Source organism: Ralstonia sp. AU12-08 (assembly GCF_000442475.1).
In the GTDB taxonomy this organism is placed as follows: Bacteria; Pseudomonadota; Gammaproteobacteria; order Burkholderiales; family Burkholderiaceae; genus Ralstonia; species Ralstonia insidiosa.
Genome location: NZ_ASZV01000042.1, coordinates 63,020 through 87,845, shown reverse-complemented (window position 1 = coordinate 87,845; position 24,826 = coordinate 63,020). Strand labels below are relative to the sequence as shown.

The 24,826-nt window shown below is 61.0% G+C and carries 19 protein-coding genes and 2 pseudogenes; 9 read left to right on the top strand and 12 right to left on the bottom strand.

What is annotated here, in order from left to right; genetic code table 11:
* Nucleotides 1-159: 159 nt before the first annotated feature.
* The 3 genes from C404_RS49855 to C404_RS49845 all read left to right on the top strand — a co-directional run bounded on the left by C404_RS49855 (nucleotide 160) and on the right by C404_RS49845 (nucleotide 6,746).
* Nucleotides 160-3,180 (top strand): hypothetical protein, encoded by a 3,021-nt coding sequence (locus C404_RS49855; protein WP_031329802.1) that lies wholly within the window; start codon nucleotides 160-162, stop codon nucleotides 3,178-3,180.
* A gap of 12 nt (nucleotides 3,181-3,192) precedes the next feature.
* On the top strand, nucleotides 3,193-5,925 hold the full coding sequence (locus tag C404_RS49850; protein ID WP_064496166.1) for an RNaseH domain-containing protein: 2,733 nt from the start codon (nucleotides 3,193-3,195) through the stop codon (nucleotides 5,923-5,925).
* Nucleotides 5,926-6,239: 314 nt separating this feature from the next.
* On the top strand, nucleotides 6,240-6,746 hold the full coding sequence (locus tag C404_RS49845) for a superinfection exclusion B family protein (RefSeq protein WP_021196317.1): 507 nt from the start codon (nucleotides 6,240-6,242) through the stop codon (nucleotides 6,744-6,746).
* A gap of 443 nt (nucleotides 6,747-7,189) precedes the next feature.
* Here C404_RS49845 and C404_RS60715 read toward each other — a convergent pair whose 3' ends face one another.
* From C404_RS60715 to C404_RS60065, 5 genes and pseudogenes are all read right to left on the bottom strand, one after another.
* On the bottom strand, nucleotides 7,190-8,095 hold the full coding sequence (locus C404_RS60715) for a hypothetical protein (RefSeq protein WP_235180663.1): 906 nt from the start codon (nucleotides 8,093-8,095) through the stop codon (nucleotides 7,190-7,192).
* A 156-nt stretch (nucleotides 8,096-8,251) separates the two neighbouring features.
* A pseudogene (locus C404_RS61040) lies at nucleotides 8,252-8,692 on the bottom strand (TniQ family protein); the annotation flags it as partial.
* Between the two features lie 3 nt (nucleotides 8,693-8,695).
* Entirely contained in the window at nucleotides 8,696-9,589 is an 894-nt protein-coding gene (locus C404_RS49830) for a TniB family NTP-binding protein (RefSeq protein WP_021196314.1), read from the bottom strand.
* The gene (locus C404_RS49825) at nucleotides 9,586-11,439 is read right to left on the bottom strand and encodes a helix-turn-helix domain-containing protein (protein ID WP_031329801.1); all 1,854 of its coding nucleotides are present in this window, start codon (nucleotides 11,437-11,439) and stop codon (nucleotides 9,586-9,588) included. Before C404_RS49825 ends, C404_RS49830 begins: the two co-directional genes overlap by 4 nt.
* Nucleotides 11,436-12,128 (bottom strand): heteromeric transposase endonuclease subunit TnsA, encoded by a 693-nt coding sequence (locus C404_RS60065; RefSeq protein WP_021196312.1) that lies wholly within the window; start codon nucleotides 12,126-12,128, stop codon nucleotides 11,436-11,438. Before C404_RS60065 ends, C404_RS49825 begins: the two co-directional genes overlap by 4 nt.
* A gap of 37 nt (nucleotides 12,129-12,165) precedes the next feature.
* Here C404_RS60065 and C404_RS49815 point away from each other — a divergent pair.
* A pseudogene (locus C404_RS49815) lies at nucleotides 12,166-12,822 on the top strand (ATP-binding protein); the annotation flags it as partial.
* On the opposite strand, the gene C404_RS49810 reads toward C404_RS49815, so the two are convergent.
* Complete coding sequence (locus C404_RS49810) at nucleotides 12,819-13,316, bottom strand: MarR family winged helix-turn-helix transcriptional regulator (protein ID WP_021196310.1); 498 nt, start codon at nucleotides 13,314-13,316, stop codon at nucleotides 12,819-12,821. The pseudogene C404_RS49815 and the gene C404_RS49810 overlap by 4 nt on opposite strands.
* A gap of 164 nt (nucleotides 13,317-13,480) precedes the next feature.
* On the opposite strand from C404_RS49810, the gene C404_RS49805 reads away from it, so the two are divergent.
* Nucleotides 13,481-14,908 (top strand): MFS transporter, encoded by a 1,428-nt coding sequence (locus C404_RS49805; protein ID WP_021196309.1) that lies wholly within the window; start codon nucleotides 13,481-13,483, stop codon nucleotides 14,906-14,908.
* A gap of 3 nt (nucleotides 14,909-14,911) precedes the next feature.
* Here the strand turns inward: C404_RS49805 and C404_RS49800 are convergent, their stop codons facing one another.
* Both C404_RS49800 and C404_RS49795 read right to left on the bottom strand, forming a co-directional pair.
* Nucleotides 14,912-15,553, bottom strand: coding sequence for a LysE family transporter (locus C404_RS49800; RefSeq protein WP_021196308.1), 642 nt, complete (start codon nucleotides 15,551-15,553; stop codon nucleotides 14,912-14,914).
* Nucleotides 15,554-15,851: 298 nt separating this feature from the next.
* Nucleotides 15,852-16,226, bottom strand: coding sequence for a heavy metal-responsive transcriptional regulator (locus tag C404_RS49795; protein WP_021196307.1), 375 nt, complete (start codon nucleotides 16,224-16,226; stop codon nucleotides 15,852-15,854).
* A 103-nt stretch (nucleotides 16,227-16,329) separates the two neighbouring features.
* On the opposite strand from C404_RS49795, the gene C404_RS49790 reads away from it, so the two are divergent.
* Nucleotides 16,330-17,157, top strand: coding sequence for an SDR family NAD(P)-dependent oxidoreductase (locus C404_RS49790; RefSeq protein ID WP_021196306.1), 828 nt, complete (start codon nucleotides 16,330-16,332; stop codon nucleotides 17,155-17,157).
* Nucleotides 17,158-17,182: 25 nt separating this feature from the next.
* Here the strand turns inward: C404_RS49790 and C404_RS49785 are convergent, their stop codons facing one another.
* Nucleotides 17,183-17,752 (bottom strand): hypothetical protein, encoded by a 570-nt coding sequence (locus C404_RS49785; protein WP_037012267.1) that lies wholly within the window; start codon nucleotides 17,750-17,752, stop codon nucleotides 17,183-17,185.
* Between the two features lie 81 nt (nucleotides 17,753-17,833).
* Here C404_RS49785 and C404_RS49780 point away from each other — a divergent pair, with 81 nt between their 5' ends.
* The 3 genes from C404_RS49780 to C404_RS49770 all read left to right on the top strand — a co-directional run bounded on the left by C404_RS49780 (nucleotide 17,834) and on the right by C404_RS49770 (nucleotide 19,878).
* On the top strand, nucleotides 17,834-18,349 hold the full coding sequence (locus C404_RS49780; protein WP_021196304.1) for an O-acetyl-ADP-ribose deacetylase: 516 nt from the start codon (nucleotides 17,834-17,836) through the stop codon (nucleotides 18,347-18,349).
* A gap of 101 nt (nucleotides 18,350-18,450) precedes the next feature.
* Nucleotides 18,451-19,005, top strand: coding sequence for a TlpA disulfide reductase family protein (locus C404_RS49775; RefSeq protein ID WP_021196303.1), 555 nt, complete (start codon nucleotides 18,451-18,453; stop codon nucleotides 19,003-19,005).
* A gap of 135 nt (nucleotides 19,006-19,140) precedes the next feature.
* Nucleotides 19,141-19,878 carry a DUF2278 family protein gene (locus C404_RS49770; RefSeq protein WP_021196302.1) on the top strand — a complete coding sequence of 246 codons (738 nt, stop codon included), beginning with the start codon at nucleotides 19,141-19,143 and terminating at the stop codon, nucleotides 19,876-19,878.
* A 57-nt stretch (nucleotides 19,879-19,935) separates the two neighbouring features.
* On the opposite strand, the gene C404_RS49765 is transcribed toward C404_RS49770, so the two are convergent.
* The 3 genes from C404_RS49765 to C404_RS49755 form a co-directional block, all read right to left on the bottom strand.
* Entirely contained in the window at nucleotides 19,936-21,252 is a 1,317-nt protein-coding gene (locus C404_RS49765) for a sigma-54-dependent transcriptional regulator (RefSeq protein ID WP_021196301.1), read from the bottom strand.
* A 25-nt stretch (nucleotides 21,253-21,277) separates the two neighbouring features.
* Nucleotides 21,278-23,197, bottom strand: coding sequence for a sensor histidine kinase (locus C404_RS49760; protein WP_021196300.1), 1,920 nt, complete (start codon nucleotides 23,195-23,197; stop codon nucleotides 21,278-21,280).
* Between the two features lie 197 nt (nucleotides 23,198-23,394).
* Nucleotides 23,395-24,684 (bottom strand): dicarboxylate/amino acid:cation symporter, encoded by a 1,290-nt coding sequence (locus tag C404_RS49755; protein WP_021196299.1) that lies wholly within the window; start codon nucleotides 24,682-24,684, stop codon nucleotides 23,395-23,397.
* Between the last annotated feature and the right edge of the window lie 142 nt (nucleotides 24,685-24,826).

Here is a 24,826-nt window from a genome sequence, read left to right as displayed (position 1 = left end):
CATGAGTCCGGCTTTCTCTTCCGCATAAATGAGCGAACCCTAACATTTGAGCCGGTATTTGACCTGCTTAGTGACAGGCTAAAGGCAGCGCTTGAAGAGTTGCAAAGTGCGCCAGTGAGGCGCCCCCATGGGCTCACACTTGCCAGCCCAGAAAAGCCAATGTTCATCAGCGTGCGATATGACGACGAGCATCGCCGCTACGCTGTCAAAGGCATTCCGTTCCGATTGCCGACTGCGGCCCAGCATTCTCCATCCCGTACGCGCGTCAAAGAAGTGCAGATTCCTTGGAATGCTCTACTGGAAGAAGCGCAGGACATGGATCGCATCGACACAGCGATGGCAGCCGAGCGTCCAGGAAATTGGGAGCAGCGCCTACGAGCGACTACGCTAACTGCGCCTCACAAGGATGGCTCCCTGGGGAAGCAAGAGGTTCTTACCCTGGAAGGAGTCAAACACCTGATCGGGCTACCGGGCGCCGGCAAGACGACTCTGCTTGTTTGCCTGCTCCGTCATTTAGCACGGAGGGCTATCAAAGCAGCCGTATTCTTTCCGTCAATAGAAGTTTGCCGCCAGTATCTTGAGGACCTGCACCGCTACGGTGTCAAACCGGGTCTTCTTGTCGGCCAAAGCCCCGAGACTCGGCGCACGCATGCGATTAAGCTAGCTGAAGCGCTCGCCACAGAGGATGATCTGCGGGGCTTTGCCCGATCTACGGCGGCAGCCAACCTGTTTGAGGGCACCTGCGCGTTACCGGCTCTAACCGATGCTCCCGAGCAGGCTTTCACTATCGAGAGCCGATTTTGTCGATCCGTGCAGCAGAAGGTTGACCAGGGAGGTCGCGACGGAGAAGACCGTTATCGGTCTCACTTGTGTCCGGCATGGTCCGTCTGCTCGGCAAACAGGGCCGCACGAGAATTGCCGGACGCCACGGTTTGGCTGGGCCACATTCGGTCTGCCGATACACAGGTACCTTCACATACGACGCACGACGACGAGCGCTATTTCGAGATGATCGCGCGCAACTTCGACGTGGTGATATTCGACGAGGCGGACAAGGCACAGCAGGATCTCGACATGAGCGGCATCTCGCAGCTGCGCTTGTCCGGCTACCAGGCTTCCTTTCATCAGCAGATCCAACAGCATTTCCTGCAGATGCTGGCGTCAGGCGCGAATGCGCGGTTGCGCAACCTTGACTATGCGGAATTCATGGTCGAGTGCGTCGAATTCGAGAAGCTAAACATCGCGCTGGTCACGGCAATCCATCGTCTGAGTGATGAATTGCGGCGTGATTTTGAAGGGCTGCTGCTTACACCGCTTCGCCTGATCGGTGATTGGCTTTCACCTCGCAAGTTAAGCGGTTTGAATCGTGCGCTAGAGTACCTGGATGCAAACGCGCGAGCCAAGGATGCGCTCAGCTATGTCTGGGAAAGTGCTGCCGTTTCCGCCTTCCAATCGCGCGGTTCCACGCAGCCCAGCCCAGCGGCGACGAACGAAGAATGGCGCCGTGCAGCCGACGCCTTTCAAAGACCATTGGCAGACGTAGTCAAGGATGCCGACGAGTTGAAGCGATGCCTGACTGAATGGCTCAATGTAACCAGTATGAGAGCCCGGTTAGAGTCCGAAGAGCGGGTGGTGCGGCTACTCGCACCGTATTTGCGAGGCAGCGACAACGCAGACGCGCAAATGCTCGTTCCACTGCTAATGGCAGTGACATTTACCGTGCTTTCTTACCGGCGGCTGGCATTTCGATTGCAGATGCTCGCGCAGGATGGACTAGCGCCTGCAATCCGAGTTGATGAGAGGTGCTCAGACAATCTCCTGCTTGCGACACCGGAGAACCTACTTGGTAGCCTATCTGGAGTCCGCTTCTTTACGACGAAGCGCAGCGACGGAAGCGAGGATCGGCTCCAAGACATTCAGCTCCAGTACGTCGTCTTCTCAGGTGCACCACGGGCATTGATGTATCACCTGCACGAGTGGGTTTTGGACAAGGATGGTCGATGCGACGGTCCTGCTGTCCTGTTGACCAGCGCAACCAGCTACCTACCATCAAGCCCCGCATACCATATTGACGTACCACCCACCTATCTTCTCCACCGCCCAGAAGTTTCGGAGCCTGCAGCAAAATCTGCCTACGCCTTCCGCCCAATTGAAGACCGCGATTCAATCCAGCGCCAGCACTTAAGATTTAGCGGCGAGAGATCTGAGCGGGCTCGCATGCACAGTTTGCAGAAGATGGTCACTGCATTGCTGGACGGCGGGCCAATTGACTCATTGGTAGCTCGTGACTGTCGAAGCTTTGATGTGCGCAGTGGCATCGGCCGGAAGGCCGCGTTCATAGTCAATAGCTACGAACAGAGCGAACGACTCAAGCAATTCATTGACCAGCGCTTTGGGGCATGGCGCGATCGGGTTATCGCGGTAGTCCAAGATATCCCGCTGCACGCTGGTAGCCACGGCTACGTAACCCCAGGACGAGTTGAGGCTCTTGGCGACGATGCCTCCTGGGATATTTTGATTTTCCCTATGGGAGCACTTGGGCGCGGTACAAACGTGGTCTTCAGCGAAGGGCCTCGTCGTCGTGATGCCACTTTAGGGACACTCTACTTCCTAACACGCCCACACCCGTCTCCAGATGACTTGAGCTTGCTTGTCAGCATTGGTGCCAGGGCAACTCAGGACTTCAATTCCCGCCGTTTGGATGAAATCACCCAGTTGGCGGAGCTAGGTAAAGTACGGTCGGCGGCGCGATCTGCTCTCTACGGCCGTGTAGGCCGACTATTGCGCCACCCGCTATTCGCTCGATCGCTAGACGAGAAACTGTTCGAACCTTTCACGGCCAATATCGCGGTACCGTTATTGCAAACCATTGGACGTGCAATGCGCAACGGCTGCCCTGTCCAATGCTTCTTTATCGACCGGGCGTGGGCAGAGCGCTCCAGCCGTAACGAAGAGGACGACAGCAAGAGCAGCATACTGGTGCAGTTGCGAGAAATCCTGAATAGAGGCGTCCACTCAACGGACCCAAGGGAAGCGCTCCTGTATCGGGAGCTCTATATGCCCTTTCTAGAGCCGTTGATGCAGATCGATGGCATCAGGACGAAGGGGCCCGGGCAACACAACGACATTCCAGAAAGTTGGGGCGAGAACCCGTTCTGGGATGAAGAATCGCCATTCTGAGGGGGAACTACAGTGCAAGCACGTACGGTAGCGTTGGCATTGCAATTCAATGGTGGCAGCACACCGTTCAGCGTACAGGTCACGCGCGTAGCCTGGACGCGCGAAGCCATCGATACGTTGCACGAGATCCGACGCGGGAGTTTAGCCAACGCCCAGCGGACGATGAAAATGGATGCACTGCATTTGCCCTTCGTAAGCCTACGTACGCGCTTGAACGTGTTTCAATCTGGCTGGCTAATGCTTGGCGACGATGTCGGTTTGTCGTACTTCAGCGAAGAATCCGAGCCAGTCACTTTCGGCTATGTGCATAGCGCCCAGTTCAATCGTCAGACTCTCCTTGACGTGCTATCAGGATGGCTACAGGGACCGTTTGCACAGTTCGCAGAGAAATTCGGTTCGCCACAAGCTGGCTTGCTTAGGTTAGGAAAGCTCTTCAATGAAGGAAAGCTCGTCGAGACGGAGGACCAATCAGTCCGCCTGTACCCATGGGGGGCGCCCGGTCGTGGGCAGTACGAGCCATACCCGCTTGCGGCATCTGAGATTGCATCATGCCTTGCGGGCCACGAAATCTTCCCCGAGCTAGGCCCTGTCTATCGTGTCGTCGGGGCGGCATCAGGGAACCAAGCGGAATTGATGACACTACCGCGGCAGGAAGGCGGTGGTTTCTTCAGCTTAGTTTGCGTGATATCGCTGGAAACCTACCCTGGTGCAACGCAACCGCTAGTACATGTGAGATTTATTCGACGACGCTGGGCAACGTCGTTTAGTGACAAGGTGTTCAAGACCAAACGTATCGGCGGCTTTGTGATTGCACCAGAGCTTCGGCCTGGCATGGCATTCCGCTTCGATGTCAATTACTCGGACGAGCACGGGTGGCGTACCGACCAAGGCTATGAGGATCTTGCTGTCAATTTGGACTTGTTGCCTGGGTTCGAAAATGGCCGGATCACCATGTACCCCAAGGACGGAGACAAGGTTGCTCTTGTCATGCAGAAGGCTGGCGTGACCGAAGGTGGCAGCTCGATCCTCGACGCCGGTGTGCCGGGCGCGGACCAAATCGACGCCTTTGAGCGCGTATGCGAGTTGCTTAAGCCAGTAGGTTTTTCTCCATTCGATGCATATCAAGAAGTCAAACATCGAACACCGGCAATGCCAAAACTAAGTGTTCTAAAGGCCTCACTTGTCCTGGCACACCTCGCTGACACTATGTCCAACGACGAGGAAACCCGCGCAGAGGAGTCGGTTGACGAGCGTATTGTTGCGCTGACGCGTCGCCCGCTGAGTTTCTGGTTCGGTAAGAAGCGTCCAGCGCTGGACGCCAAGTACGGCAGTCTCGCGGACGTTGTGAACACAGTAATTCGCGAAGGTGGCCCCGTCAGGAATGATGATCGGAAAACGCTGTATGTGTTGATGCAATCCAGCGATGAAAAGCCCTGGATCAAGTCCGTCATCGAGTTGATGCTCGGTGACACTGTCCGCGTCATCGCCATTGATTTGCCACGCGATGTGCACGGTCCTCAGGAAAAGCTGCCGGAGGCAACAAGCAGAACTGCGGTCCGCTATGAAGCGCGAATGGAGGCTTGGAAGGCGTTTTCGCAAGCGCACGCTTACGGTCCCAGGCCGATGTTCCTGGTACAAGCCGCAGAGTGGTATGAGTCCAACGGAAAACGAAGGAGAGACGATTGGATCAACAAGGCTGCGGCACGGCGAACCCTAGCGACGGAACTGGGGGCCACAGTCCAGTATTTATTGCCGGCCCAACAGGGGAAGCTTGAAAATTATCTTATGCGGCTGCAGGCCGCAGTACTCGATCTGGTATTCGCCCACAGCGGCCACGTCATGGGGCTTGAGGCCGCAATCGCTCGCTGTTTTGCTGGCTCTTCGCGCCAACCCAAAGAGGTTGCCGCCATCGGATCTGCGAGTGTCATGATCCTACCGGGGCAGATGCGCACCGTATTGGCGGCCGTCAGGATCGACGTTTCGAGCGGCCGCACACAGGTCCGGATCGCTCATCAGGAAAGCGAAGAAGTGTTTTCGGACTGGATGCAGTTCGACGATGGCTTGCGCTATCTCTCAAATCGTCGCCGCCTCGGCATTGCCACGGGCAAAGCGGCACGCGGATTCTTCCAACGCTTTACTGCTAGCGTCCTGGGTGATGTTGCAGCAACTGACCCCAATGCCGTTGTCTTTATCGACTCGACTCGACACGCCAAGCATTGGTCTTATCTGAAAGATCGGACTACCAGGTCTGGAATGATCGAATTCGAAGGCGGCATATCGGCTCCCGATGTCTGCGACACGCTACGAATAGTGCGTGTCCGGGACTTGGCTCCAACAATGATTCACCTGAATCCCCGCCGCGTAAACAATCCAGGATTGGAATACCTGCTTGTGCCAACGTCAGTTCAGCGACTCATGCAAGTGAATGATGCAGAGGTGCCGACCTACTGGTCGATAGCGAAGCCGATCGGTCATCCAAAGCGGGGGATAAGCTGCTATCGCACACGCTTACTGCCCAATAACGGCGCCGCCACTGAGTTTGCGGCGGATTTCGGCCAGCATCAGACACCGAGAGGCACTGAGTTTGCGATCTTGCACCGCCAACCTGACGATGATGCGGCTCTCCTCGGAATTTTTGCGCACCAATTGCGAGCAGGCGTACCTCAGGCACGCGGAGATCTCTGGGTAAAGGTTCCATCGCCACTACACACTCTCACAAAGCTTGAGGACTACATGGGGCTTTGACGACCCATGCTGCATGCTAACTGTGCCCAACGCGTGATGCGGCTGCCGCTCCCGTTTACGAACGCGGCGGAATGCCGGTGGCTGGCTCGCATGGACGGAGATGTACGTAAGAACCGCTGGTTGGCTCTTCAGCCTATGCTCTATAAAGAGCCACCAGCGTCAGGTCTCAAGAACGCGGCGTCCGGTGGTCGTAGCGTTTGATCCCGGTCTTCACGAGCTGACGGGCCTACGTTGGGAACGAGATGGTCTAGCCAACTTCAACATTTTTTCCTGTTTCGTTCGCTACATCGACAAACACCAAGGAAAACGCTGACATGGGCATCATTGGGGACATTGCTGAGGGCATTAAGGCGGTGGGGCAGATTGCAGTAAAGCCTCTACTTGCCATCGCACTCGCTAGCGGGGCGCTTTTATTCGCTCCGGCACACGTTATTGCTGCCGCAGGCCTCGCGGACTTTCTCGCGACGTATCGCATGTGGATTGGATTCGCGTTGCTGGCTTCCTGCGCCTTTCTGCTCGCGCACGGGCTCGCATGGGTCTGCAATGTTATCGGCTCGTTGCTAGACGCTGCGCGAATGCGGAAGGTCAGACGAAAGTGGCTGACAACGCTTACACCGGACGAGAAGGCAGTTTTGGTTCCCTACATCCGTGACGAGGCCGCGTCGGTCGAGTACAGCCTAAACAACGGCACCGTGCGAGGTTTGGAGGGTAAGGGGGTACTGTTTAGAGCATCGGCCGTTTCCTATGGACTAGAGTTCCCGTTCAACATGCAACCATGGGCTCGTGAAATTCTCTCGGCGGAGCCTGAGCTTCTAATGTAGGAAGAGAACTAACTGACCAAAAAAGAAAACGGATGAATCCCTCTGTGTATTTTGATTTCGCCTCGGCGCTGCTGGCGTCGTGCTCTGCAGCGTGCTGGGCCCAATCAGCCCGCATCAAGGTCCCCACCGGCTGGGATGCGGATCAGGCCGAAGCCTTCCAACAGAGCGCTCAATGGAACAGTAGGGGGGCCGCGCTCGCAGCTGTGTCCGTCGCCGGGACCGCTATCAAGACCGCACTGATGGCGCTCGGCCTTATCCAGTAGGTCTCACGGTGGCGGCGGGCCGCCCTACGCACTGACCGTCCGGATAAAGCACTGACACGGCAATGTAGCCACGATCCTTCTACTGGTTAGCGCGACCAGTCGCGCCTAGCGATGGAATTCACACATAGCGTTGAAAATGGAAAATGCCCGTAGCCGGTACCGACTACTCGACAACTAAACTCAACCTCGCACCCAAGCAAGCCAGCCTGCCTTTGCATCTTGCAGTCCAGTGATACGCGCAGCCTTGGCAAACCGCATACCCACGGCGCTCCTTCCAAGCGCCATTCCGTTCGCCGAGATAAACAAAGCACCGTCACCTGGCAGCCGCAGCAGCGCGGGGCGAACGGACCGCAAATAAAACAGCAGGGCACCCCTGGTCACGGGGGTGAGCCGCGACATCACCAGCAATGCCCCATCACCGCTCTTCACGTTCCCCTGCCTAGATACCTTCATGGCAAGTAACTGAGTCATGTCCAATCGCAACTCTCGGGCCACAAGAAACATGGCCTTGTCACGAAGCAAGATTCGGCGATAGAGCGGTGTGGCCGTCCGCGCTTCTGCATCCAAACAGTCGATCAACTCCTCGGCCACAGCATCCGATACAAGTGGCCGCACAAGCATTCGACTGATGTCACGGCCGGACATTTTTCGCGCGGCGTGAGCGGTATGCGCACCAGGAAGACCACTTACGGCCGAGGCGATGGCATGGGCCTCAGCTACAGAAAGTCGGGCTCGGGTCTGCCTGACGTGTTTCGTCAACACTGAGGCAAGCCACCAAGGCATGTCCGACCGACCCGCCGCAAACATGGTGTAGGGCTGGGGCAGCGAAGCACACTTCGCCAGAAATTCATTCGGCCATGATTGCGTGAGACATATGGCTTCTTGTAGACGAGCTGCCCGCTCATTGGGGGGCAACCGCTCAAAAGCGGCAGTTCGACCCGCACCACGTGCACGGTGCAAGCCGCCCATGATGAAGCGCAAACCATCAAAGTACAGATGCGAGTAGACGGGATGCCCTCCAACGACAGCATAGCCGGTGCCGATCACGTTGGAGATATGCGTTTGCCAGCCCGTGCCATGCAGCATCAATAGCCCAGATTTCTGAGCAAGTTCACAGCAGCAATACGCACATTGATGAATCGGCAAATCGCACGCTGGCGCTGCGCAATTCCTGGCTGTATCGACACGATGAGGAGCAAGGGGGCGATGACATGCCGGGCAGCGATCCTCCAGCAAGACGCCGTGCGTTGTGCACACAGCCATCAACGCTAGCCGCCAATGCCATCGTAGATATGGCACCTGATCCTCATACAAACAGACTGGACAGTATTGCTGCCCGTAAGCTCGGCGAGTGCGGTGATAAACGCTCAACGGCATGACCCACCGCGTCATGCCCTTTTCGTTGAAGCGTTCAAACACTGTTGACTCAAGGTGCCGTAACGTCAGTCTCTCCAACCTCTCAATGGACAGACCTGACCGCATTGACAAGCCATGAAGCAACCAGGACGGCGCGAAGTGGTCAATGTCTCGCGTCCACACCTGGCGCTCGCGGCCGAAGAACTGCGAATAGAAGCTATGAACCTTAAAGCGGTTGGCGTGAGCAAGTCGAATCATCCACGACGACAGCAACTCATCTGGTTGGGGCTGAGGATGGAGCGGCCAAATAGACCCCACCTCAGCCATGCTCTAGAGGGCCGAGGCCGCTTGCTTTCGTTGCACGGGAGAGGCATATCCACATCCCTCCAGAATCTCCGCCGTGATGCGCTCCTCTCCAGTCTCTATCGCGTGAATCGCCGCCATATTGAGCAACGTCGACATTTCGCCAATCGTCCCTCCAGCGGCATCAACAATGCGCGCAGCTAACGCGGGGGAAACCAATTGCGATGCTCTTTGCAGGGGGATGACTCGCTCAAAACTCGCGAGCAGTCGCGCAAGTTCTGCATTCCTCTCCCACCTCGGCAATACCTCGGGTGTGAACCGGTTCGCCAACTGCGGATCAGTTTGAATGGCTCGCATCGCCTCAGCCGTACCAATGCCGACGAGCGGAACGCAGAGTTCGTTGCCTAGATACTTCAGAACGTTCAGGCAATTGCGTTGCTTGACGTAAGCGCCAGCCAGCAGATGATGGATCTCGTCAATCATTAGCATGCCGAGTTTGACTCGGCGAAGCACCCCGACGACGCGATCGCGCTTCGCATCGGTAGCCTCCGATCTCGGGGACGCCTCAAATAGCCGGGTCAGTATTGCGTTATAGAACCCTCGCTCATCTGGTCCCGGAGGGGCCTGGATATACAGGACAGGAATGTTGATGGCGTCGCCGTCAACATTCGCCTCAGCCGGATGCTTCTCGCGAAATTTTGAAACCAGCATGGTCTTTCCATTGTTGGTCTCGCCAATGAGAAGCATGTTTGGCATGCGCGCCTGGGCCGGGTGGGCCAACAAGTCTTCGAGCTTGCTGAGAATTTCGCGTGCGCGTCCGTAGCCAATCCAACGAGCCTTCTTGATGTGCTGAATTCGATCTCGGTTGGACAGTGCGAGCTTGCTGGCTGCCGTTTCTGAAAGATGCGCGAATTCTGTCATTCTGCTTCCTCGATGTCATCGAATGGCTGCACATCCTCGCCCCATTGTTCTCCTTCCGGCTCAGGGAGCGATTGCTGTTGCCTGCCAGCTTCCGCGCCCGTTTTCCAACCCGATCGCCGCTGATGCTGCCGCCGCACCTTGCGAGACTTCTCACTCGCTTCGCTACGTATGCTGTGCATCTCTGCCAGCCCCTCAAAAATGGTGTCTTCGTCGGCCTGCAGCTCCGGATGCTCCGAGATGTACTTCAGGATGGCATTCAGCTCCCAAACGCTCATTCGGGGACGCGTCAGGTCACGGTACGGTATCGGGTAGTAGGTCTTGGTATCAGGATCGAGAAAGTAAACCTCTCCGATGTCCCGAGGATCACGAACGAACACAAATTTCCGTTTGAGCTTTGGATTGTGCGGATCGCGGGCATGTATCCAGGGCCGAAGCACATCGGCGTAGTAATGAATGTTGTCGATGACGACACCGTATTCTTGAATCGTGCGATCGACGAATGGCATGAAGTCCATACGAAGCTTGAACTCATCAGCGATCGGTTCCGGCAGACCGATCCCCTTACGCAGATCAGTTCCTAGGATGAACTGTTCATAGAGCTTCACCGGGGGGACTCTGCCGATGCCGCTATGCGGGCGATGGTGGTAGACCTTCGTGACGAAGATCGTGAACCATCGGGTGTACTCGCTCAGCGTCATCACTGCTCGCCCATCAGAGTCGTACTCTCCTCGCTGCTCGACATTGGAGAACGTACTTCCCGGCAGGCTCTGCGTTCGCTTCATGAACGTCCGGAAAAGGCGCTCCACATGACCGCCATAGTTGGGCTGACCCTTGGGCCGGTTCTCGATGATGATGCCGTGCTCGCTACATGCGCGCTCCAGCATCGTTCCCCGGAACTCTGCTGCGTTGTCTGCATAGACCTTGGCAGGAATACCGTGTATCGGCCAGCTCGCATCAATCTCTCGCTCTGCAAGCCACCTGTTTTTCGGCAGGATCGCATGAGCCATAGCGAGGCCAGTGGCAAGAGCTCCGGGTGGATCAAGTGAAGCGCAGAACCCCGCCAGCATGCGCGTGCAGCTATCCACCACAATCGTTAGATAGCCGCGCCCGATAGGCTGGCGGTACTTGTCATCGACCAGACTGACATCAATCGGCGTGTGGTCTATCTGATAAACGGCAAGCGGCACATCCGCACCAGGGAACGCCCCTCGTATCGGCTCAAATGTCTCGCGGGCCATTTTTGGGCTGAAGCGCTTTGCAATCGACAGCCGATCTGGCAGCCGATCGACCCGCCTGCGAATGGTCGAGAGGTTGGGAACATGAAGGCTCTTCGCTCTGCAAGCCAGCGCAACACGCTCCCAGAGCTCAACGACGGTTGGCCGCTCGCGTACTAAATAGAACGTGTCGATCTCGTGGCGGATGATGGCTTCCGTCTCGTCGGATAGACGACTCTTGCCGGCATCGCTACGCCCGGAACGTAGCAAGGCTGAGACCGTTTTGCTTTGCTCCCATTTTGCGATCCACCGATACACGGTCGCACGGTCTTTCCCCAACGCACGCGCCACTGCCTCAACTTCCTCGTTGGTGCGCTGGCGACTGCCTCGGTCCAACAAGGGCCGAATCGCCTGAAAGCGATTCCATGCGTCGGACCACTCCTCATCGGAGATCGTCATGAGACCGTGATTGTTAGCGCTAGGCGGCAAGTCCGCTTTGATCTCATCGACATCAGCAATTTCAACGCTGCCGCTCACGGGATCGCGAATGAGCGCGCGGTCAATCGCAGGGATGTCCACCAGCACCCAGCGGCGCTCACGCCATATCACTGGTGAACCTGGAATCAGTCGGCTCATGAGGGCTCTCTCAGTGACCAAATTGGGGATTGCATGGACAGTGGCACCGTCAGATCGAAACCCACACGGCGTTCGGCAAGCAGCTTCCACAGAATCGGGATCAATGCTGCCTGGTTCCACTTGTCCTGGTAGAGACCGCCGATCAAAGCTTTGGGCGTGCTTTCCCGCTCTGCCTGAAGAGCATCAAGCAGCCAGCTTTCGGTCTCAAAAGCACTCGTCCTGCGCAGGTAGGGCAACAGAAATCGAGCATTCTCCAGCGCGGGCGTCCGTATCTCTCGCTCCGTGTAGATCTGAAAATCCCAGCCACGATCTCGTGCGTAATTGCGAGCTGCCCGAGCAATGCTTCTCCAACGACGCCAGTCGCCTTCGAATGCCTCCCGATACTTGACCTCAACAAGAACAGGGCGTCGGTCGTGCAGGGCCAGATCACTGCGCCACTCGATCAACCCATCAGGTGTGTAGCGCCGCGCTTCACCATCCGCATCTTGATAGCGCAAGGTCAGTGGCTGAGGGGTATAGACGTCAACTGCTGGATCGAACTGCAAGAGCAGCATGAAATCACGCTCAAGCGCAGACTCATAGCGGCTGCCGTCAGGAAAGGTGCCGGTGACGCTTCGACTCTGAACGCCGATGGCTCGAACGGGTCCCGCGACGAGGGACGAGGGCTTCGTCGCATCTATTTTGCTCATGGGACCCATCTTCGCACTTAGCGTGCGTTTTTACAGCGGCAATACGCCGAGGCCGGGCGAGATCTCGCTGGCGCACCAGGGGGTGCTCTTCCTCGATGAGCTCCCCGAATTCGAGCGCCGCGTGCTCGAAGTCCTGCGCGAGCCGCTGGAGACCGGCCACATCACCATCTCGCGCGCCGCGCACCAGACCGACTTCCCCGCCAGCTTCCAGTTGATTGCCGCGATGAACCCGTGCCCCTGCGGTTATCGCGGTCATCCGTTGCGCGCGTGCCGCTGCACGCCAGACCAGGTTGAGCGCTACCAGGCGCGCATCTCCGGCCCGCTGCTCGATCGCATCGACGTGCAGATCGAAGTGCCAACGCCCTCGCAGGAAGAACTGCTGGACGGCCCGCCGGGCGAACCTACGGTCAACGTGGCCGAGCGCGTGTCAGCTGCACATGCGCGGCAACTCACGCGCCAAGGCAAGCGCAACGCGCTGCTGGCCGGCCACGAGATCGATCTGCACTGCGCCCGCACGGATGCCGCCGATGGTCTGCTGCGCCACGCGATGACGCGCTTCTCGTGGTCTGCCCGCGCCTATGCACGCGTGCTCAAGCTCGCCCGCACCATCGCAGATTTGGCTGGCGATGAGCAGATCGATGCCGTGCACGTGGGTGAGGCGATCCAGTATCGGCGTGGGGTGAAGGCGGACTAACGCTCGTCCGCGCGCTGGCCGTCGATCAGCTTGGCCAGCAGCTTCGCCAACTGCCGCTGCTCGGCGTCCGTCAGCACCGAGAGCACGGCACGCTGGTTCTCCACATGCGCGCTGACCGCCTTGTCGATCAACGCAAACCCCGCCTTGGTAAGCGCGACGAGCGTGCCGCGACCATCTTCCGGATTGGGGCGGCGCTCCACCCAGCCGGCCTGCTGCAGGCGATCGATGCGATTGGTCATGCCGCCCGAGGACATCATCGTCGCGTCGTACAGCGCAGTGGGCGTAAGCGCATACGGCGCGCCGCTGCGGCGCAGGGTGGCGAGCACGTCGAACTCGCCGGGTTGCAGGCCGAAGTCCGCAAAGAGCGGGTTCAGCCGTTCACGCGCGATGACGAGCGCCGCCTCGCCCAGGCGCCCGAGCAGCAGCATCGAGCCGACATCCAGGTCTGGGCGCTCGCGATTCCATTGTTCGACGGCCTGTTCAGCGCGGTCCATTCTCCCTTCCTCCAGCGGTGGTTATCTTGACGTCGAGACAACTCGTTTTTATCTTGACGTCAAGATAGTGCGATACCGAGCGATGTAACGCAAGCGGACTGTCACAGCCAACCTGGCTGACGCGCCTTGCAGGTGTCCACCCCAATCCCTTGCTGGAGCCCAAGATGCGTTCAACCTCAATCACCGCAGACGATGCCTCGTGGCTCGATCTGTTTCGCGGTGCCAATGCGCTGCGCGTGCTGGTGCTGGCCGCCGGCGTGGCGCTGCACGCCATCAACCTGTACCTGACCACGACGATCCTGCCGAGCGTGGTCGACGACATCGGCGGCGTGGCCTTCTATGCGTGGAATACGACGCTGTTCATCGTCGCGTCAATCACCGGGGCGGCAGTGGCGGCACAGGTGATCCAGCACATCGGGCCGCGCGGCGCTTACCTGTTGGGCGCGGCGGTGTTCGGCGGCGGCTCGGCGCTGTGTGCGCTGGCGCCAGCCATGCCGGTACTGCTGGTCGGCCGCGTGCTGCAAGGGTTGGGCGGCGGCGTGCTGCTGTCGGCGCCATATGTGCTGATGCGCAGCGTGCTGCCAGAGCCGCTGTGGCCACGCGCGCTGGCGCTGCTCTCGGGCATGTGGGGCATTGCGACCCTGCTCGGGCCAGCGGTCGGCGGCATCTTTGCGCAGTACGCGACGTGGCGATTGGCGTTCTGGTCGCTGGTCGCGCTGATCGCGCTGGCGGCGGCCGCCGCGGTGGTCGTGCTGAAACCGGCGACCACCCAGGCAGAACATCCGACGCCCGCGCCGGCGCGTCAGCTTGTGCTCCTGGCGGTGGCCGTGGTAGCCGCTTCGTGGGCCAGCGTCAGCGACACGCCGTGGCTTGGCGCGCTTGGGTTGATCGCAGCGGGCATCACACTGCTGGCGATCCGCCGCGTAGAGATGCACTCCTCCCGCCGCATCCTGCCCGCCGATGCCTACACGGGCCGCACAGCGCTCGCCGCGCTGTACGGCGTGTCTGCGCTGCTGGCCGTGACGGTCACCTGCACGGAGATCTTCGTGCCGCTGTTCCTGCAGCGGTTGCATGGGCAGAGCCCGTTGATTGCCGGCTACATCGCGGCAACGGCCTCGGCGGGCTGGACGCTGGGCGCCATCCTGAGCGCGGCGTTGCGCGAGGCGTCGGTCACGCGCGTGATCCGCGTGGCGCCGTGGGCGTGCGCGGTGGGTCTGCTGGTACTGGCGTTTCTGGTGCCGATGGGCGCCGGCGATGCGTGGGTGACTGCGTTGATCATCGTCGCACTCACACTGGTGGGATTGGGCGTAGGCGTGGTGTGGCCGCACCTGGGCAACCGCATCATGACGGCGGCGCCGGCGGAGGACCATGACCGCGCATCGGCGTCGATCGTGACGGTGCAGTTGGTGGCGACGGCGTTAGGAGCCGCGTTGGGCGGCGTGGTGCTCAACACGCTGGGCGCGGCGGGCCCGGCACCGGATCTGGGCGCCGCATCGCGCTGGCTGTTCCTGCTGTTTGCAGTGGCGCCGGTGGGGGCGCTGGTGATTGCGCGCACGGGGCTCGGCACGCGGCCAGCCCCGCAGGCACGGTAACTGTCAGGCAGTCTGCCGCTTCACGAAGAACAGCGCGGCGCCGATGCTCATCAGCATGCCGCCGAAGAAGCGGCTCTGCCAGCGCAGCGCACGCGGGTTCCGGAACAGCCGCTGCGCACGCGAAGCCAGCAACGCATAGCCGTGCATGACGATCAGGTCGACGAACACCATTGTTGCCGCCAGGATGCCGAGCTGCGACAGCAGCGGTTTGGCCGGATCAATGAACTGCGGCAACACGGCCACCATGAACAGGATGCCCTTCGGGTTCGTCAGGTTGGTGAGCAGCCCGACCAGGAAGCGGCGGCGGGCACTGCTGCCAGACACCTTCACCGGCTCACCTTCGGCAGGCTTGGCGATCTGGATGGGCGTACGCCATTGCACGATGCCCAAGTAGATCAGATACATCGCGCCGACGATCTTGATGGCCGTAAAGGCATGTTCTGACGCGATCAACAGCGCGCCCAGCCCGGCACCCGCAATGAACAGGATCACCACGATGCCAAGCTCCAGCCCGGCAATCGTGACCGATGTGCGGCGCACGCCATGTGTGAGCCCGTGGCTCATGCACAGGATCGCGCCCGAGCCCGGCGAAATGGCGATCACCCAGGCGGCCAGAAAGAAGGCCAGCCAGACTTGCAACGTCATGATGGTTCCCCGTGATGTGGTGTGGAACGGTGGAGCGGAAAGCAACGATTGTGCACCGCCTGCGGCCAGCGCGCTTGGGCCGAATTGTTTGAGCACCCCGCCTAGACTGGATCGTCAACTGCTCGCGGAAGCATCATCGCTGGGATCTGGGCGACGAGCGCATCGATGGCAACCCGCGTCTTGCAACGCAGATGGCGCACCTGGGGCCATACCGCATGGATTTCCTGAGAGCAGACACGGTAGCTCGCTAAGACAGGAACCAACTCTCCGCTTTGTACATATCACCGACAGCGCCTCATCACGCGACATGTCCTTCGACGCAATCGCTGCCGACTTTGGCCAGCGCATTCAGCAGCCCCGCGCGCAGCGTGGTCAGCGCCTGGCTCTTTTCATCGAGTTCTGCGAGTTTTGCTTCCAGACACGCGACCTTTTGCGCAACAGCAAACGTCGGACTGTCCCAGACATGAATGACGTCGCTGATTTCTGCGAGGGTGAAACCCAACGCTTTCGCGTGGATGATCAGCCGTATCCGCTGTAGCGAGACTTCGGAATAGCGCTTGTAAGTATTGGTCGCGTGAGGTTGTGCTGCCTTGTCCAGCAACCCCGTCCGCTCGTAATAGCGCACGGTATCGCGCGAAACGCCCGCTCGCTTGCATAGTTCGCCGATGCGCATGCTGCCTCTTCCTACCCAATGTTGTGGACCGTCATTAGGGCTTGACCGTTGCCTTTAGTCAACGGTTTACAGTCCGCTCCACTTTCCACTTCATCAGCAAGCCATGAAGAATCGTTTCGACTTTCGCGGAAAAACAGCACTCATCACGGGGGCATCGTCGGGTATCGGGCGCGAGTTTGCTTACGCGTTAGCCAAACGTGGCGCGAAACTTCTGCTGGTTGCACGCTCCCGCGACAAGCTGCACGAGCTGACCACTGAGTTGCGCCGCGACTACGCCTGCGACGCCGATTTCCTGACGGTCGACCTGAGCACAACGGACGCCGTGCCCACGGTGGCACATCTTCTCAAGGCAACCGGCACGGTCGTTGATGTCCTCATCAACAATGCCGGCTTTGCGGCATACGGACGCTTCGAAACGATTTCGTGGGCGCGCCAACGCGATGAAGTGCTGGTGAACTGCATGGCCGCGGTCGAGCTGACGCATCTCCTGCTGCCGGGGATGCAGGCACGATCCGATGGCGCCGTCATCAACGTCGCGTCAACCGCCGCGTTCCAGCCCGACCCTTATATGGCGATCTACGGCGCAACCAAGGCCTTTCTTTTGTCATTTTCGGAAGCGGTTTGGGCCGAGAACCGGCATCGCGGCATTCGGGTCGTCGCGCTGTGTCCTGGCGCAACGCAAACCGGCTTTTTTGATGTCGTTGGTGCAAAGGAAGCGGCTGTCGGCACACCCATGCCTGTCGCGAACGTAGTGCAGGACGCGTTGTGGGCGCTGGATCGCAATCGGAGCTATCGGATTGTGGGGACGCAGAATCGGTTGCTTGCCAATTTGCAAAGGCTGTTGAGCCGCGAGATGTCGGCACGCCTGGTTGAGAAAATCCTTCGGCCGAGAGGCGCTCAGGCGCTGGTGACAGGAGACACCAACGCGTAAGGCGCAGATGCTTGGCTGGCCTGCTCTAGTAAGGATGGAAGCTGGCGAGGAATTGCTCGACCTGTTCCTGCTGACGCGCATCCAGTGCCGCATCGCCAGATTCCAGCACGACCGCCTGGTAGGCGTGCTTGCCCGTGGCGACCACGCGGGCGGTCAGGCGGCGCGGCGCGGGGTCGTCACCGCCCGCGCCCTGGGTAACCAGCTCCACTGCGGGCAGCGACAGCGGTGGTTGTGCAGCCGTCTTCACGGCAATGTCGCGCACGGCCACGTTGCCCTTGAGGTTGGCTGACAGCCCGGCACGCAGGGCATCCACCGCTTGCTGGCGCCAGACCGGATCATCTGCCGGCAACACCACCACGCCAATGGCGAACAGCGTGCCGTCAATACTGGCGGCCTGCATCGTCATCGGCAGGCGCTGACCGTTGATGGCGATAGGGCGGGCCTCGGCGGTGGGCTTGGCGGGGTAGTCGACGGTGTAGGCCCCTTCGTCGGAGTGCACCGTGCGCCAGTCGTACTTGGGCGAGCACGCCATCAGCAGCACGCACGCTGCCACGCCTAAACCTATCCGCCAACCTGCCGTTGTTGTGACTGCCACGCCGCCTCCGTCTTGTTTTGTCGGGCCACCAGCGGCCTATTATCGAGCAGAGACCGCCGCCGCATCCCCAAGGACCGTGCCATGCCTCCCCCAACCACCACCCTGCGAGCCCTGCGCGGCGACATCACGACGCTCGACTGCGATGCCATCGTCAACGCCGCCAACAGCTCGCTACTGGGCGGCGGCGGTGTGGACGGCGCCATCCACCGCGCTGCCGGGCCGGCATTGCTGGAGGCGTGTCGTGCACTCCACGGCTGCCGCACCGGGGAGGCCAAGCTCACGCCCGGCTTCAGCCTGCCCGCGCGCTACGTTATCCACACCGTCGGGCCAATCTGGCGCGGCGGCCGACAGGACGAGGCGACGCTGCTGGCCGCCTGCTATCGCAACAGCCTGGCGCTTGCACGGCAGCACGGCGTGTGCACGATCGCGTTTCCATGCATCAGCACCGGCGTGTACGGTTTCCCGCCGCACCTGGCCGCGCCGATTGCCGTGCGCATGGCACGCGAGCACGGCACGGGCCTCGACGAAATCACCTTCTGCTGCTTCTCCGCGGCGGACCTGGCGCTTTATGAAACGGCGCTCGCCAGCGGCAAGTGACGCTGAAATCGCAATAGACAGAATGTCGCAGCCAGCCAGCGGGCTCGGCGCGACGGGCCTACAATAGGCGTTTGTTCCCCATTTCCGGAGCCGTTGCCGATATGGCCTCGACCCTGACTTCCTCTGCTGCTGCCACGCCCGCTGCCGCTTCCGGCCGCCGCTGGCTGTTGCCCGTCATCGTGCTGGTGCTGGCGGTTGCCGGCTGGTTCGGCTGGCGCGCGTTCTCACCGTCGCAACACGTGCCGGCGGCCACCTTCACGCTGCTCGATGGGCAGAAGCTCTCCACACAAGACTTGAAGGGCAAGGTCTATCTCGTCAACTTCTGGGCGACGAGCTGCACCACGTGCGTCAAGGAAATGCCCAACATGATCCAGACGTACAACAAGTACAAGGGCCAGGGCCTGGAGTACGTGGCCGTGGCGATGAGCTATGACGCACCGATGTACGTGATGAACTTCAGCCAGACGCGCCAGTTGCCCTTCAAGGTAGCGATGGACGCCGATGGCTCCGCCGCCAAGGCTTTCGGCGACGTGCAGCTCACCCCCACCACCTTTCTGGTCGACCGTGACGGCCGCATCCTCAAGCGCTACGTGGGCGAGCCGGAGTGGAGTTCGTTCGATACGCTCCTGAAAGACACGCTGGGCAAGCAGGCCTGAGCGCTCGCCCCACCTATCAAAACGCCCGGTCGATGCCGGGCGTTTTTGTTTGCGAGCGTGGTGCATTCCACACAAGGTTCACGCAGTGCTGCTGCAATGGCAGTCCGTGAACGCACCGCAAGAGGGAGCAATCGCATGGCCAATCACTACTGCATATTCAAGGGCAAGCTGAAATTTGGCGTGCCCTACCTTGATGGCTACAACGGCAATCCGCACTACGCGATCGTGGTGGAGACGCCGGACGGCGCGGAGTTTGTCGTGCTCGCCAACGTGAAATCCGATTCGACCATGCCTGGTGCGGGCGAGGCCGGCTACCACGTGCTCTATCAGTGGACGCAGGACTTCAAGCTGCCGATGACAGCCGACCTGGCCGCGCTGGAACCGGGCCTGCATCAGGATGGATTTCCGCGCATCGACTACGTGCGCGATGCGGGCATGGTCGACTTCCCGAACATGCAGCCGATTGCGCTCGATACCGCCACCGAACACAACGACATCAACGCGCTGGTCGACACCATGCTCACGCTCGACCGCACCGCCGCGCCGATCGACTACGTCTACCACGGCAGCTCCGGCGACGACGACCGCAAAGGCTGGCCGCCGCGCGGCGATGTCACCGTCTACGGCTTCGGCTACCTGTTCGAGCCGCAGCATAACGGCCTGCACGAGACGCACATGAACCAGGGCAATCCGGTCGTGCATCAGCCCGGAGTGAAAGACCATTCACGCGAGAACGGCACGCAGCAGGACGGCGCCGTCATCGTGGAGATCGACGGCCAGTTTCAAGCGCTGTTCATTGCGTTCCAGACGCAGCGGGTTCCGACGGATGAGCGCGGGTACCCGATGCCGGGGGCCAAGCCGATTCTTGGCTGAGTGCCCATGAAAAACGCCCGGCTAGTGCCGGGCGTTCTGGTTTGCAGGCGTGCTGCGTCAAAGGCCGTACCGCTTGATCTTGTCGTACAGCGTCGCACGGCCCACCTGCAGGATGTCCGCCGCCTGGTGCACTGAACCACCCGTGCGCGCCAGCGTTTCAGCAATCACCGTACGTTCATACCGCTCGACACGCTCCTTGAGCGGCATGCCGTCTTCCGACGCGTCCGTCACCACTGGCGTGCGGCCGACGCCAAGCACGAGACGGTCCGCCGCGTTGCGCAACTCGCGCACGTTACCAGGCCAGCTCGATTGCATCAGCTCGTGGCGCTGGCGCTCAGCCAGCATCGGCAGCGGGCGCTGGTAGCGCACGGCGGCTTCGAGCAGGAAGTGCTCGAACAGCGGGATGATGTCTTCGCGGCGCTCGCGCAGTGGCGGCAGGTCGATGGCGACCACGTTCAAGCGGTAGTACAGGTCGCGCCGGAAACCGCCCGCGTCGATCAGCGCTTCCATGTCGCCCTTGGCAGCCGCCACGATACGTACGTCGATGCGTACCGAAACGTTCGAGCCCAGCCGCTCCAGCGCGCCTTCCTGCAGCACGCGCAGCAGCTTCACCTGCAGCGCGATCGGCATGCTCTCGATCTCGTCGAGGAACAGCGTGCCGCCCGAAGCGTGCTCCAGCTTGCCGATGCGCCGCTTGCCTGCACCCGTGAAGGCGCCGGCTTCGTGGCCAAACATCTCGCTCTCGAAAATCTGCTCGGGCACCGCGCCGCAATTGAGCGCGATGAACGGCTTGTCATGACGCGGCGACAGCATGTGCAGGCTGCGTGCGACCAGCTCCTTGCCGGTGCCGGTCTCGCCGTTGATGAGCACCGGCGCATCCGTGGTCGCCACGTTCTCGATCAGCGCGCGTACGGCACCCATCGCGGGCGAGCGCCCGATGATGCGCGTGCCCGCTGCCGGCCCGGCCAGCTCGCGGCGCAGTGCGCGGTTTTCCAACTCCAGCGCGCGGCGCTCGACGGCGCGGCGCACGGTCTCGGTCAGGCGTTCGGCGGGAAACGGCTTCTCGATAAAGTCGAACGCGCCATCGCGCATCGCCTGCACGGCCATGGTGATGTCGCCGTGGCCGGTGACGAGCACCACGGGAATCCCCGTGCCGAACGACTGGCAATGCGCGAGCACGTCCATGCCGCTGGCGCCTGGCAAGCGCAGGTCGCTCACCACCACGCCGGGGAAGTTCGCGTCGATCTTGCCGACGGCTTCTTCGGCGCTACCGAACGCCTGCACGTTGAAGCCGGCCAGCTCCAGGCTCTGCGCGGTGGCCTGGCGCACAGGCGGGTCGTCTTCGATGAAGAGAACGTTCAAGCCTTCGGACATGGGTCGTCTGTGTATGAGAAACAGGTCAGGATAGAGTGGCCGAGGTCACCTCGGCGCGTACCAGTGTCAGCGTAAATTGCGCGCCGCCACCCGGTACGTTCGTTGCCGAGAGTGAGCCACCGAAGTCGCGCGCAATGCTGGTGGAAATCGCCAGCCCCAGGCCCAGGCCCTGGCCGATCTCCTTGGTGGTGAAGAAGGGCTCGAACAGGTGCGGCATGGCATCGGGGGGAATGCCGGCGCCATTGTCACGTACGGCAATACTCAGTTGCGACGGCATGCCCTCGGCGGGACCAATGTCGATGTCGATGCGGCCTGGGCGCTCGGCGTCGTTGGCGCCGATGGCATCCAGCGCGTTGCCGATCAGGTTGATGAGGACCTGCTCAAGCTTCAGTTCATCGGCGCGAACGATGGCTTCGACTTCGGGCACGCGCCAGTGCAGTTCGAGCCGCACGTCGCCCAGGCGCGGACGCAGCAGCGCCAGCGAGTGATCAAGCGCCACGCGTACCTGCACATCGCTATGCTTGCGGCGCGAGCGTCCTGCAAACAGCTTGAGCTGCGCGGTGATCTTGCCCATGCGCTCGGTCAGGTCGGCAATGGCCTGCAGGTTGTCGGTGGCGGCGCCGTGCTGACCGCGCTCCAACAGGATGCGGGTGTTGTCAGAGAACGTGCGCAGCGCGGCCAGCGGCTGGTTCAGTTCGTGCGTGATGCCGGCGGCCATCTGGCCCAGCGCGGCGAGCTTGCTGGCCTGTACGAGTTCGTCTTGCGTGGCGCGCAATTCGGCCTCGGCGCGCGTGCGGTCGATGATCTCGTGCTGGAGCTGCTCGTTGGTGGCCATCAGGTCGGCCGTGCGGTCTTCGACGCGGCGTTCGAGCTGGTCGTACGCAGTTTCGAGCATCCTGCGGCTGCGCAGCATTTCCATCATGCGCAGACGGCGCTGGCGCCAATAGAACAGCAGCAGGCATGCAAACGCAAAGGCAAATGCGGCGGCCACCGTGGCGCTGCGCGCGGCACTCATCACCGGGTCGACGGGCGTGAGATACATCAGCGTCCAGTCCGGTTCGACCAGATCGCGCGAGACCTGCAGATAGCGCGTCGCATTCAGACGCTCGCCGATGCGCACGAGCTCGGCGCCCTCGGGCAAGCGCCCGGTCAAGCGCAGAAACGCCGGTGCCTCGGGCTGCAGCGGCAGCGGCGTGATCTGCTTGCGGTAGTACTGGCGGGTGGATTCCAGCTGCGCCTGCAGATGCGGCGTCAGGGGCTCCACCGTGCGGTACTGCCACGCCGGCACGGAGGACAGGAAGATTACGCCGTTCTCGTCGGCCACCATCACCGGCTCCGACGCATCGTGACTGGCGCGGCCAAACCATTCGAGGTTGAGCTTGACCACCGTCACGCCAATCACGCGGCCGTCTTGCATGACGGGTTGCGAGATGTAGTAGCCCGGCTCTTCGCGCGTGATGCCGATGCCGTAGAAGCGTCCGACGTGGCCCGCCGCCGCCTGCTGGAAATACGGCCGGAACAGGTATTCCGCGCCGACAAAACTGTCGGGTTGGTTGTAGTTGGAAGCCGCCATCGCCCTGCCGCTGGGGGCAATCACGTACGTGGCGGTGGCGTGTGCGCGGTCATTGACCTCGCGCAGGTAGCGGTTGGCGCGTTCGACGTTGGCCAGCGTCGGGTTGGCCAGCAGATCGTGAATGAACGGATGCAGCGCCACCAGCGCCGGCAGGTACTCGTAGCGGTCGAGTGTGCTCTTGAGGTTGGCGGCGTAGCGGTCGACACGGCCGCCGGCGGCTTGTTGCGCCTGCGCGAGACCGCGGTTCCACGTCACCACAAAGGTGGTCGCGCACACCACGGTCATCAGCGCCACAAGCCCGGCCGCCACCAGCCACCAGAACCCGCGTCGCGAGCCGGAGGCGCTGGTGAACGAGAAATCAGGATCGGACATCGGTTGGAGGTGGGCGGCGGAGCGTGCGGGGGCTGAGATCCCTGCCGTGTCTTCCAAAGCCGCTCCATCCACTCGGGCCGTCGTGCGTGTCACGAGCGAGGCGCTCCAAATAAGAAGCGGGGCCGCCTGGAAGACGGGCCCCGCAATCATACGCTTTCAAGCGGCGGCGCCCGCGGGCGCCTGCCAGTGTTGCCCGATCAGGCTGCCGGGGTGGCCGGCACGCCTTCGTCGCTGCGGTTGCCCGATAGCACGCGAGCCAGCTTGGCGCGATCCAGCTCGCGTTCCCACGCCGAGATCACCACGCAGGCCACACCGTTGCCGGTAATGTTGGTCAGCGCGCGGCACTCGCTCATGAAGCGGTCGATACCGAGAATCAGCACCATGCCTGCCACCGGAATATCCGGCACCACGGCCAGCGTGGCCGCCAGCGTGATGAAGCCCGCACCAGTGATGCCCGATGCGCCCTTCGAGGTCAGCATGGCAACGGCCAGGATGGTCAGTTGCTGCGTCCAGGTCAGCTCGATGTTCAGCGCCTGCGAGATAAAGATCACCGCCATCGTCATGTAGATGTTGGTGCCGTCCAGGTTGAACGAATATCCGGTCGGAACCACCAGGCCCACCACCGACTTCGAGCAGCCCAGCTTCTCCATCTTTTCCATCAGGTGCGGCAGCGCCGATTCCGACGAGCTCGTGCCCAGCACGATCAGCAGCTCTTCCTTGATGTACGCGACAAAGCGGAAGATGTTGAAGCCAACCAGCCGCGCAATGATGCCCAGCACCACCACCACGAAAATGATGGCTGTCAGATAGAACGTGCCGACCAGCTTGAGCAGCGGCACCAGCGAGATCACGCCGTACTTGCCGATGGTGAAGGCCATCGCACCGAACGCGCCGATCGGGGCCACGCGCGTGATGACGTGCACGATGCGGAAGAACACGTGCGAGATCTGATCGATGAAGTCCGTGACCATCTGCGCGCGTTCACCCATGGCCGAGAGCGCACCACCAAACAGCAGCGCGATCAGCAGGATCTGCAGGATGTCGCCCTTGGCGAAGGCATCCACCACCGTGCTCGGGATGATGTTCAGCAGGAAGTCGACCGTGCTGGCCGATTGCGCCTTGGCGGCGTACTGCGCCACGGCCTTGGCGTCGATGGTGTTTACGTCCACGTTGAAGCCGTGGCCCGGGTTGAAGATGTGGCCAGCGGCCAGACCGATGATCAGCGCGAAGGTCGAGACAACCTCGAAGTAGAGCAGCGCCTTGCCGCCCACGCGACCCACCTTCTTCATGTCGCGCATGCCGGCAATGCCGGAGACGACCGTACAGAAGATGATCGGCCCGATCACCATCTTGATCAGTTGGATGAAGCCATCGCCCAGCGGCTTCATCTTCACGGCCAGTTCGGGCGAGTAATGGCCCAGCAGAACGCCGATGACGATGGCCGTCAGCACCTGTACGTACAGGATTTTGTAGAACGGTTTTTTCATGTCTTCCTCGAGTGTCACAGACCGGCCGTGCGCTCAACTGCTCGCCCGGTCCGACCCGCCCTGGTGTGGTCTCTCTCCTGCCTTGCCACGCCGACGCATCCGGCGTTTCCCGCGGCAGGGCGTTCTTTATCGCAAGGGCTAT